The following is a 12,101-nucleotide window of genomic DNA, read 5'->3' on the forward strand; positions in this document are numbered from 1 at the left end:
TCCTCTGTATGTGTGGTTCACTGATTTCTCCGCTTTGTTATATGATTCAGTAAACGGTCTGCAGATGGGCAGCCAGTCTGTCAGATTGCGTTAAAAGATGATACCTCTTCTACTGGGAATCGGAACTTGCGCTGCTTCGTCTCCACCGGGGAAGGGCCGACGGCGATAATTAAAATGGGCTTCAAGTGAGCCGGGATGCCGAACGTCTCGGAAACTGCAGCCGGATCAAATCCACCAATGGGATTTACCCCGTAGCCGTGTTCAAATGCGGCAAGTTGAAAGCCGTATGCCGCAAAAGAAGCGGCAATGATTACTTCCTCTTTGTACTTGTCAGGTGAATTTACATCATAAGAGCGAATATTATTGATCGCTTTTTCCTTGTACGCTTCCGGAAGATACTGTTTTGTTACGAGATCATTCACCATTTGCTCAGCACGCTCATAAGCCTGCAAATTCGCCAACACAATTACAGATGCCGCAGCATCTCTAATTTTTTGCTGGCCGAAAGCGGCGGTGCCCAAGGCTTCCTTCTTATCTTTGTCGTCGACGATAAGAAAGTGCCAAGGCTGAAGGTTAAAGCCTGAAGGCGCCTTGATGGCAAGTTCGACAAAAGAGGTCAACTCCTCTCGGGCAATCCGGCCTTCGGGATCGAAAGCACTAGCGGAATAGCGATTCTGTAATATTGAAGTTGTTCCCACAAAGATCAGCTCCTGTTCATTTCAACTCAATTTGCATGCCGACGGCTGAAAAACGGTTGGTTATAATCGCCAATAACACTCCTTTCTTTTTTATACAACTGATGTTAAGTCAATCATAATTAACAAAATGCATTTATACAAACGCATTTAAATTCATAAATTCATTGATTTGAACGAATAAAAGAAATCGAGCGTTACCTGAATATAGTGCTACAAGATGTCAAGACAGTTTTTAAAATTTTTAAGGTGTGAAATTTTGCACATCGCTCTTTTTTGTTACCCCTAAGGGTTCGGTTGTTGATAAAACTGAAGTGGAAATAATGGTATGTATCTCCATCGAGATGGTGTCCACAGATGGAGGACATAGGCCAAGCGAAGCGCGGGAGAAAGCTTTTTCTTTTGGGTGTTCGTAGTAACGTGTTGAAATCCCATGTCCGAATCGCTATGATCAGGGAAAATAGGAGATGCAATGCCACATGATTTGGACCGCGGAAGCGCTAACGGCACTGGGGCTAGACGAAGACTAGGCGTGGGAGTGCTTTCTGTCCTATCCGGACAGTAGCAAGGAGCATGACCTGAAGCCTGGAAAGCGCTGCCGTAATAAAATAGGTCTTGTTTGCAAGGAGGTAAACATGGATAACATTCCACCGAAAGAAGCGGCGTTAAAGGTGAAACGGTGGCCTAAAGATACCATAGCGGCAGGTCGTCGTCATACCGTTGGTCTTAAATCTAACGGCACGGTGACGGCTGTGGGTGATAATAAATATGGCCAATGTGATGTAAGCGGCTGGCGCGATATTGTGGCGGTTTCGACTGGTAATGTTCATATGGCGACGAACACGGGTAATGCTCATACAATCGGTCTGAAATCTGACGGTACTGTAGCGGCTGTGGGTTGGAATAAGCATGACCAATGCAATGTAAACGACTGGCGCGATATTGTAGCGGTTGCGGCAGGTTGGCGTCGTACCATTGGACTTAAATCGGATGGCACGGTGGTTGCTGTGGGCCGAAATAATGAAAGTGAATGCAATGTAAGCGGCTGGCATGATATTGTGGCGGTCGCGGCGGGTGACTGGCATACCATCGGTCTTAAATTGGACGGCACGGTGACGGCTGTGGGTAATAATCGGTATGGCCAATGCAATGTAAGCGGCTGGTGCGATATTGTGGCGGTCGCGGCAGGTTATCTACATACAATCGGACTTAAATCGGACGGTACGGTGACGGCTGTGGGTTTGAATAAACATGACCAATGCGACGTAAGCGGCTGGTGCGGTATTGTGACGATTGTGGTGGGTAGTAGTCATACCATCGGCCTTAAATCGGACGGTACTGTGGCCGCTGTGGGTTGGAATGAGCATGGCCAATGCAATGTAAGTGGCTGGCGCGATATTGTGGCGGTTGCAGCGGGTTGCGCTCATACTCTCGGTCTTAAATCGGACGGCACGGTGGTTGCTGTGGGTGATAATGAATATGGCCAATGCGATGTAAGTGGTTGGTGTGGCATCCAACTACCCGGCAATTAGTTTTCTTTTAAACATTGGCTTGTGGATATAGGTAAAATTAAATGTATTGAGGGCTGTGAGAATGCTCTTTTTTGGAGAGCAATGCAAAACGTCTCCCAGGATATGTAAAAGCAAAGGGACTGCCCCTAGCAGTTCCTTTGCTTTTTGTCAAAGTCGCAGGTATCTCAGTATCGTATCATCGTGACTTATCTCATTCACAAGGCTTCTTGTAGACGGAACCCACAATGCGGCAAATGCTCAAAAGTAACCGCCACTCGAGATGCTGCAGGATGCAGCCAAACGTATCGCTTCCTTCTATTCGTTCAAATCAATGGATTTATGAATATAAATGCGTTTGTATAAATGTAACTTGTTGAATATGATGGAGGTGTAGTTGGTAAATTTTTGGGAAAGGGGTTTTTATCATGTACGAACAACTATACCTGATTGATTTTGCTGTTGTATTCCTGTTGGTTGTGTCATGGGCGATTGCAGCCAATCGTTTGGGTCGTCTTCCCTTCCGAAATACAAAAAAAGAATTTAAGCAAAGTGTAAAACGTTTTACCATTTTATACGTTATTGCTCAAGCGTTGGTCGTTGCAGAGTTAGTCATCCTATTCTTACTAGGTACTTATGGTTGGGAATTTATGAAGGAAAAAGTATTACTTTCCATGCCATTGCTCATCCCTTCAGCATTCTCGACACTTGTAACCCTTAAGATCCTGCGAAAGATGAACAGTCGAATTACTGACGATTTACAATCCACTGAAGATGAGATGGATCGAAAGTTACTTACCTCGCCAAAATTCATTCTTCCCATTCAGGCTACTCTGATCAGTTCCTTTGTAGATTGGTATTCGTTCTATTTTGTTTACCCTTTTGAATTAAATGTTGTAAATGCTATTCTCCTATGGATTGTATTCGCCTTGATTCTAGTTGCATTATGGCTTCGACAAAAACGTCGCAGTGTAAAACTGCTACAAACCAATTATGCGAATACTACATCTACAAGACTTTTACGTGCTGTGATTTCCTTTGTATGCCTTGCCTTCCTCATTGGCGTCTGGTATACCTTGTCCGTAAAAGCATCTGTTCTTCCAGATCAAATGAATATGGGAAGCATGGGAAGCATGAATCATCGTGAGATTACTATGCAAATGATGAACCATTCTATGAACGAAAAAGAAATAAGTGTAGCATCATTAACGGGTCCTCAAACCGAGAAAGTAGACCGACATTTTGAACTAGTTGCCCAGAAACAACAAGTAAAATTAAGTTCCGGTAAGACCATGGAAGCCTGGACCTTTAATGGAACCGTTCCCGGTCCGGAATTACGAGTGAAGCAAGGTGAAATTGTTGAAGTTGTGTTGAAAAATAAAGATATTGAAGATGGGGTTACCATTCACTGGCATGGGTATAACGTGCCAAATGCAGAAGATGGGGTTGCGGGAGTTACACAAGATTCCGTGCCACCCGGAGGAATACATGTATACCGTTTTCAAGCCAAACAAGCGGGAACGTACTGGTACCATTCCCATCAACAATCGGCAAAACAAGTCATTAAAGGGTTATTCGGTTCGCTCATCGTTGAACCAAAAGATCCACCAGAGCCCAATACGAAAGAGATCACGGTATTAAGTCAAGCTTGGCAATTGGCAAATGACCGTTCATTAACGCCCACGTACGGGTTAAATGATACGCTTGATCATCAAACAATTACGTCGGGCACAATAGTCAGACTTCGAATCATTAATGCCCAGAACTACCCGCAATCTTTCCAATTGTCAGGAGTTCCATTTAAAGTGGTTGCAATCGACGGAAATGATATTCAGTCGCCCGCCTTATTAACGAATCAGAGACTATTTATCGCTGGCGGTGGACGATATGATGTTTTATTCACAATGCCACAGACACCAGTAAGGTTGAGCAGCCAAAGTGATGCAGGTGTAACTCCCGGGATTGTCTTTAGTGAGACGGAGACCAATTCAACCTTAGCTATAGATGAGCAATATCCCGTATTCGATCCGAGTCAATATGGAGTAAAAGAGCAGACCCCTTTCACTATCAATAGTAAATTTGACCGCACCTTCAAAATAGTCCTTGATAGTCGAGCAGGGTTCTATGATGGTAAACTATATCCTTTATATACCATAAACGGACGCGTTTTTCCCGATACTCCTATGTTAACGGTCAAAGAAGGTGATCTTGTAAAAGTAACTTTTTTCAATCGCGGTTTGGATCATCATCCGATGCATCTTCATGGGCATACGATGCTCGTTCTCAGCCGGAACGGGAAACCGACTACAGGAAGCCCTTGGTGGACGGATTCACTAGATGTAGCTCCCGGTGAAGGTTATGAAGTTGCTTTTAAAGCAGATAATCCCGGGATATGGATGGACCATTGTCATAATTTATTACATGCAGGAATGGGAATGACCATGCACTTAACCTATGAAGGAATCAGCACCCCTTTTCAAACAGGGAAGAAAACAGCCAACCAGCCGGAATAAACGATCGCATCCATACATGTTCAAATTTAAGGACTATTCCATAAGATGAATGGGATAGTCCTTTTTCCACAAGATGATCGATGATCTTCCCATCGCGAATCATGCCGTTATCTACATGTTATTGTTTTGTGCAATTCTCTGAAAGTACTCGATGACAACTTGACGAAATTCCTTTGCTGCACTTGATAAATAGCGACTCCGGTGTCTCGATAGTCCAATCTCCCGGTTACACACGGGCTCCTCTATTTTCAAGGGTACAATATTTCCCGGATGCCCTACAACATATAATGCAGTCTTTGGTATAAAGGAAATTCCTAGTCCTGCTTGTACAAGAGAACCTAATGATGCCGGTTCATCACCTTCATACGCGTTGTTGGGTATAAATCCAACTTTCTCACAATAAGAATCCATCAAGTCACGAATTCCATAACCTTTTTTCAAACTGACAAACCGTTCTTCCTTAAGTTCGGATAAACGAACTCTGTCCCTATTCGCAAATCGATGGGTCGATGGGACAATCACATAAATCTGCTCTTGGAAAACGATATCACAGACAAGTTCACTTCCTTGAATGGGTGGGGCAGACAAACAAAAATCCACTTCACCCTTCTTAACCCAAATTTCCATTTCATGGGTCCTCAATTGCTGGACATGAAACTGGACGTGGGGAAGAATTTCCCGAAATCGATGAAGGATATCCGGCAACATATAAGCAGTGTTAACAGCCAGTGATAATGTACCATAATCAGCTCTAGTCAAATCGACGATTTCACGTTTTCCTTCCTCCAATTCAAACAAAGCCCTTTCTACACGCTGAAGAAAAGAACGACCAAACTCATTCAGTCGTAACTTGCGACTATTTCTGTCAAATAATGAGACACCTAAGTCCTCTTCCAACAATCGAATCGTCTTACTGAGCGAGGATTGTGTAACATGTAATACCCCTGCAGCTTCTGTCATGTGTTCCAAACGGGCTACAGTACGAAAGTACTCGAGCTGAAGAAGTTCCACCTTGTTATGCACCTCACATTCCATTTTCTCAATCTTATTATAGACAAAAATAGTATTGTGTGGGATGGTTTGAATCCTCTGTGACGGAAAACGGTTTGGAGGTATGAACGATACTCTGAATATCTTCTTCAGCTGTTCTGGCAAAAGACCAGAGTATCTCTTAATCCAACTGGTCCGATTCCATCCCGAGAGCTTGAACAGACTTCACAAGCTCCTTTTTCACTTTCTCAACTTTTCGGAGTTGAGTTATTTAATACTTCACTAATGGGTAACGATAGTTGAATGAATATAGGATTTTAAGCCATTCAATTGAGTGGCTTTTTCTTTGGGTGAAAAATCAACAATGAACTTTAACAAAGCCTAAATTAAAAAGAGATATGATTAAAAGAACTTCTATTAAAATGTAAGAAACAATATCGTATACACTTATAACATTCCATTCTAGTTTCGTTGGACACTTATCCGCGTTGTTTATAGCTGCTATATTTTCCCGGTTATTGAATAGTTAGAGTAGTCTTCCCTTTCGGCTATAATTACTTTGTTAATCCCATAGAATTGTCCCTTCACTCTGCAGCTTCTTTTCGTGGCACGAAGGGCAAGGAATCGAATCCACCACCCGAGGATCGATGAAACTCATGAGCCGTCTGCATTTTGAACATCGAAAGGAAGTCTCGTAATGTTGGTCTTTCCCGTAATGGATCGCTATCCAAGGACGGCAAATTAGAGACTTACAATGGGAACAGTTGGCTAGCACGTTCGAGAAGTCATAATTTTCGACTTTTTGATCACTAATTACCTTTTCAATTTTCATTCTTGTTTTCGGGTGGAAATCTTGCAAACAAAGCTCTAAATCGTAGTGCATCATGCCGCTGCCAGTAAAAAAATCATTCCGGTACGAACAAGTTGTACACCTCACAGAATAACCGAGCCCCATAAGGACCTCCACTTACTTATTATCGTCATTTTTATCATCCGAATCGGAAAACAGCTCCTGCAGGACCGTCTTTCTGTTTTCAAGAAACCGTCTTGTGATGATGTAATGCAACGTGTCCTCATATCTAATTTCCTCTATGGGATGTACATCAAAGTTAATAATCTGTGCATCTGGAAATCCGAGAAGTATCGGAGAATGCGTTGCAATGATGAACTGAGCTTCTTTCTCTAAATCCTTGATAACCCTCATTAATGCCAATTGCCTTGCAGGGGATAAAGCCGCCTCTGGTTCGTCGAGAAGGTAAATCGCCTTTTTTCCAAAACGATGTTTAAAAAGAGAAAGAAACGCTTCACCATGCGATTGCTCATGTAAAGAACGACCACCATAATACCTCAGGCTTTCGGGCAAAGTATCCAAATGGGATGCAAAGTGATAAAAAGTCTCTGCTCTTAGGAAAAAGCCATTCGTGATTTTAGGCATCCATGAAAGACGAATGTGATCCCCCAGAATTGAATGCGAAGCATCCACATCATAATTGTTGTTCTTCCCTCCGCCAGCCGTATTAAAACCGCTTTGATAAGCAATTGCTTCAAGGAGCGTTGATTTTCCCGAACCATTTTCTCCTAACAAGAAAAGTGACATTCGTTCGAAAAGAAAGCGAATTTAATGATTTCACAGCAGGTATGGAAAATGGATAGGTTTTCGGATCAGTTTTATCATTCCTCAGAATCTCTAGGCTTCGCAAGTACATTAATTTCAACTCCAAACAAAACTACTTTCATGAACCAAATACATATTGTTATTTTAACATAACCTTTTATTTTCACTTATTCAAATCATCTTTTTCTCTGCTTATTTCAACTATTCTGCCCTTTAGCTTAATGATAACAAAAAGAACGGCTACATTGTTAGCCGTTCTCGAAGTGATTACCACGTAAATTTAACTAACGATTAAAAAAAACATCGGGCCCCCATCCTTATCGTATCGCCTTCGATCCGCGACTGCGGAACCCTAATGCCAGCAACTAAATCCTGCTCTGCACGACGGATAGCCACTGCCGTGCGATCAGATCGTGTCCCGCCGCCGTCGGGTGCACTCCATCCCAGAGCCAGTACGATGCATCAGCTCTCTTGCAGGCATCGTATAGTACAGCTTGTAGCGGAACAAAGACTGCTTGAAATTCGTTGGCGAGTGTCCGGACGGTGTCCTGATAATGGGCGATCCGTTCCTGCCAAGCTTCCCATTTTTCCACGGTTCCGCCGGTATGAACGGCTCACACAATATGAGGCGGGCGGCTGGAAGAACCTCTTTCGTTTCCCCCAGCAGGTGACGGTAAGAACGCTCAAATCGGTCAGTCGCACCGCCGGGGTCGCCATTTACGATCCTTCCTGCATCATTGACCCCGATCAGTATACTGATCTCATCGGGCCTAAGACTGAATGCGTCCTCATTCCAACGTGCATACAAATCCGATACCCGGTTCCCGCTGATACCCCGGTTAATAAAAAGTGGCTGTTTCTCCGCCAGTTCATTCCCAAGCTTGCTTGCGATAAGATATGGGTAACCATGCCCCAATATATGATTGAGATCATCATTGCGTCCTCTTGCCCCATCTGTAATCGAATCACCTTGAAACAATATCCTTCCTGCATTCATCTTGTAGCCTCCTTCGAATAGCAATATATTCACATTTTAGATGAGAAATTAACAAATAGAAAGCACGATCTGCGGTATTGTTCAGCAGGTTCTATAGCACCTTCTTTACATAGGGTCTCGCCAACATTCGTTAATTAACTAAACGAGCGCGTGAAAAAACCTTGAAATATAAGACTCTGCACATTTTTTACATGTATTCTATGTATTCTTGTTGGAGCATCACAAAAAGCAGTCCAAAACTGGAACAATACAGTCTTGGCCTGCTTTTTTTCAACTATCGTATCCGTCCCTCGCGAAGTAGATGTACCATCTAATAAGCTTTTGCCGAATAAGTTATGTAGGTACATTTGTGTCGTTGGACAGTGTGCAGCAGCACAACAACAACAACACAAATCAGCAAACGTTCAAATGTCGAATGACAAGAACTGACAAGAAAGTCCCACTTATGACTGAAACTTGAAAAATCATGGGCTTGTTTAGTTTTTTTGGGGATATTTTCGTTTTTTTCATTTTTTTGCGACGGTGACCTTAGCACAGTAACCATGGAGATGGAGATTCGACTACACTAGGTGCCAACTTTCTTCGCGGTTCCCCCTATTGACCAAGTCCATTCTATTTAGTTTAAATACGTCCAGGAGGCGAAGAATATGGTCTTGACGATATGACAGGGTGTTCTGGTAAGGTCATGAATGACCTTGCCGGAACACCTTTTTTTTGTTTAGGGATTCGCTTAATTTCAGATTGGGCTTTTTCCATTGAAATTCACTTTCTTTCAGAGTAGATTCTCTATAATATTTAATCTCGTAGACTATGAAATCACGGGAGGAAACGACTCTGAAAACAATCTCTAGAGTTAGTTTTGTTTTCATTTTACTTATTATTTTTACATTGCAAGTCCCAACAGAGACAATGGCAGCATTTGGATCCTCAACGCTTAATGGACAATCATTACAAAATCCAGATTACGTAACTGTTGCGAAGGTGACCCGCTTAACCGCTCCCGTTCATATAAAAGCCCATTCCAGTTCCCAAACAATTGCTGTTCTTAAAAAAAATCAAGAATTTCCTATTATTTTGACGGCAAAGTATTATTATCTGGTTCAAATGCTCGATGGAAAGAAGGGATGGATTCGTAAATCGTACACGTCCGTACGTAAAGCGAATCGTTATGTCGCAGGGTGGAATTACCTTGGGGGTTCCGACAAATTTAAGGAGTCTAGTACTAGTAGTAATCTTGATATAGTCATGCCTCGTTGGTATAGACTACAAGAAGAGGGGCTCATATCGACTTCTCCTGACAAATCTTATGTAGATTGGGCACATGCCAAAGGAAAAAAAGTCTGGTCAATGCTCGGCAACGGGTTCGATATGGAACTAACGGATCGTATTCTTTCTTCTCCGGCTAACCGTGTGGAAGTCATAGGTAAGATTAAAGACTCGTTAATCATTAATGAAATTGACGGACTTAATGTTGATTTCGAAAATATGAATATGGAAAATCGTGAAGACTTCGTCATCTTTGTTCGTGATTTAAAAAAGGCCTTAAGCGAAAGCGGAAAGATTGTTTCCGTTGATGTAACAAGAGAAAATCCAGATCCGAATTGGTCAGGCAGTTATAATCGCGCCGGTCTGGGCGAGGCTGCGGATTTTGTGATTATGATGGGCTACGATGAATACTATGAAGGACGCGGTGTTTCAGAATCTGTCGCATCACTGTCATGGGTTGAAGATGGTTTGCGGAAATTACTTAAAGATGTACCTTCTCATAAGGTGCTCCTTGGTGTTCCATTTTATACTAGAGAGTGGATAACTCCTAGCGGTGGAGGCGGGGCAACTGCTAGAGATTTCACTATGAAGGATTCTGTAAACTGGATTTCTCAACATGGGCTCACCAAGAAATGGGATCCCGCCGCAAAGCAAAATTACGTAGAATACACCGATTCGGCAGGTCGTCACCAAATGTGGTTGGAGGATCAAACATCCATGACTGCACGATGGAACCTTGTGAAAAAATATTCGCTGGCCGGAGTTTCCGCGTGGGCAATCGGTCAAGAGTCGACGGATATTTGGAATGTTTTTAATAAATAATAATTGTAATACATTACGGAAGTCTCGGTGGAAGAAATTACGTCTTCATCCGCATACTAGTTGTCAAGGATGGCGGAGCATAAATTTGGACCCGGGTAGATCGCTATCCAGATATCCTAATACGGGTATAAAATCTTAATGTCATATCAAACACCCTCCCAAGGATTCTATTAATTCTAGTTTACTAGAATCCATAGATTTAACCCACACATAGGATGTGAAACTAACGAAAAAAGGACTCTTGCAGAGTGTTACAGCCTGCTTAATCCTATTCCAATCTTGTGCGTGTATTGGCTTGTCTGTCAACTGGCGGCTATATTCAATGCTATGCAAAAGAAATGCCGCAGCCTCTTTTTGAACATGCGTGCTGCCCTCGCGCAGATTCACGTTGACACCGTAACCTTATGTGCTGTTCGTACTTCGGATTTAAATTTAACCATAAGTTAACCGCCCAATGAAAGGCAGTTAATTAAACTATCACACCGAGGGAGTTGAGAAACGTGGTAATTATATCGCTTTCTCCATAACTACAGTCTTTACCGGGAAACCATTGGATTATTACCATTTCTTCTTTTGCAACAATAAATCCAACTGATTTGTATAACTGTATGTTTTGTGGTATTGACATCCGAACCCTGCATATAATCTCCGATTCCCGTTCTTTGGAACATCAATATTTCAATATTTCATAATTATTCCATCTCGAATTCCGAAATTCCTCCTTATTATCAATACAAGTTACTCCAGTAATCTGCCCTTTAGCTTAATGATAAAATCAACATCGAGTTTTAACAGAGCCAAAATCAAAAAAAGCCTTCCAGGGATGCTTTCCCATACAAGGCTTCTTCGACATTATCGAACTGTTTAGGTATTAAAGATATCCGATACTCCTCTCGTCTCCAATATACATATCCACGTATCAAATAATCAAATTGTCTGTGGTTATACTAACTTTAGCCTTAGGAGGCGATTGACTATGATAAGAGTGCTCAATGTTGATGGCCAAAAACTAACCCCATGTTTACTTCACCGGGCTTGGAGGGAAGTTAATCGAGCCCGTGCCGTCTGGATCGACGAGCAGACAATCCAATTACTTTACAACCCATTTTCATTTCGAGACTATAGAAAAGCTGCATTAAAACGGGATCATTACACTTGTTTGTGGTGTGGACGTCCCGCAACGACGGTAGATCATATTGTCCCTTCAAGCAAAGGAGGCTCCGATCTTCCCAAAAACTTAATCGCTTCTTGCATTGAATGCAACACGAAACGAGGAAACCGTTCAGCGTTCTCATATCTTTTAGAAAAAGTACTTTCCGTGCCGAATTCTATAAAGCTCTGTTACCGCATCATTAAAGCTAAACATAACCATCGTCGAGCGAACTGATGTAAGTACTCTTCACCGCCTTGAGGCGGTTTTTATCTTTTGCTTGAGTGACAAATTACAATAAAGTATTGTTCTAAACAATAAAGTGTTGTTCTGAAGCGGCCAAACATACTGAAGAGCTAATTGCCCCTAAAATGTCCCGATGATTGTTGCCATCGGGACATTTTTAAAGGAGGGATAGCTACAAAGGAAAACAATAATAAACTTAATTGAGTTCCCGATATTTTTGCAGAAGACTCCATTCCTATTCTCCTTCGGAAGCATTTAGCCCAGTTATTCCCTCTTTTTCATTTGCACATACCCTAGTT

The 12,101-nt window shown here is 42.3% G+C and carries 6 protein-coding genes and 2 pseudogenes; 4 read left to right on the forward strand and 4 right to left on the reverse strand.

What is annotated here, in order from left to right:
• Positions 1-80: 80 nt before the first annotated feature.
• The gene (locus tag QFZ81_RS18060) at positions 81-698 is read right to left on the reverse strand and encodes a nitroreductase family protein (RefSeq protein ID WP_307440812.1); all 618 of its coding nucleotides are present in this window, start codon (positions 696-698) and stop codon (positions 81-83) included.
• Positions 699-1,330: 632 nt separating this feature from the next.
• On the opposite strand from QFZ81_RS18060, the gene QFZ81_RS18065 reads away from it, so the two are divergent.
• Both QFZ81_RS18065 and QFZ81_RS18070 read left to right on the forward strand, forming a co-directional pair.
• Complete coding sequence (locus QFZ81_RS18065) at positions 1,331-2,227, forward strand: RCC1 domain-containing protein (RefSeq protein WP_307603816.1); 897 nt, start codon at positions 1,331-1,333, stop codon at positions 2,225-2,227.
• Positions 2,228-2,631: 404 nt separating this feature from the next.
• Complete coding sequence (locus QFZ81_RS18070; protein ID WP_307603818.1) at positions 2,632-4,716, forward strand: multicopper oxidase family protein; 2,085 nt, start codon at positions 2,632-2,634, stop codon at positions 4,714-4,716.
• A gap of 111 nt (positions 4,717-4,827) precedes the next feature.
• Here the strand turns inward: QFZ81_RS18070 and QFZ81_RS18075 are convergent, their stop codons facing one another.
• The 3 genes and pseudogenes from QFZ81_RS18075 to QFZ81_RS18085 all read right to left on the reverse strand — a co-directional run bounded on the left by QFZ81_RS18075 (position 4,828) and on the right by QFZ81_RS18085 (position 8,318).
• Positions 4,828-5,727 (reverse strand): LysR family transcriptional regulator, encoded by a 900-nt coding sequence (locus QFZ81_RS18075; protein ID WP_307603822.1) that lies wholly within the window; start codon positions 5,725-5,727, stop codon positions 4,828-4,830.
• Positions 5,728-6,673: 946 nt separating this feature from the next.
• Positions 6,674-7,412 (reverse strand): annotated as a pseudogene (locus tag QFZ81_RS18080) (AAA family ATPase).
• Positions 7,413-7,686: 274 nt separating this feature from the next.
• Positions 7,687-8,318, reverse strand: a pseudogene (locus QFZ81_RS18085) (SGNH/GDSL hydrolase family protein).
• 909 nt (positions 8,319-9,227) lie between these two features.
• On the opposite strand from QFZ81_RS18085, the gene QFZ81_RS18090 reads away from it, so the two are divergent.
• Positions 9,228-10,406, forward strand: coding sequence for a glycosyl hydrolase family 18 protein (locus QFZ81_RS18090; protein ID WP_307603824.1), 1,179 nt, complete (start codon positions 9,228-9,230; stop codon positions 10,404-10,406).
• A gap of 976 nt (positions 10,407-11,382) precedes the next feature.
• Entirely contained in the window at positions 11,383-11,793 is a 411-nt protein-coding gene (locus QFZ81_RS18095; RefSeq protein WP_307603826.1) for an HNH endonuclease, read from the forward strand.
• Positions 11,794-12,101 lie beyond the last annotated feature (308 nt).

The sequence above is a fragment of the Paenibacillus sp. V4I9 genome (assembly GCF_030817295.1).
GTDB lineage: Bacteria > Bacillota > Bacilli > Paenibacillales > NBRC-103111 > Paenibacillus_E.

Bases quoted from the DNA above. Each gene is read 5' to 3' on its own strand.
- QFZ81_RS18065 (WP_307603816.1), top strand. From the start codon at position 1,331: ATGGATAACATTCCACCGAAAGAAGCGGCGTTAAAGGTGAAACGGTGG.
- QFZ81_RS18070 (WP_307603818.1), top strand. From the start codon at position 2,632: ATGTACGAACAACTATACCTGATTGATTTTGCTGTTGTATTCCTGTTG.
- QFZ81_RS18090 (WP_307603824.1), top strand. From the start codon at position 9,228: ATGGCAGCATTTGGATCCTCAACGCTTAATGGACAATCATTACAAAAT.
- QFZ81_RS18095 (WP_307603826.1), top strand. From the start codon at position 11,383: ATGATAAGAGTGCTCAATGTTGATGGCCAAAAACTAACCCCATGTTTA.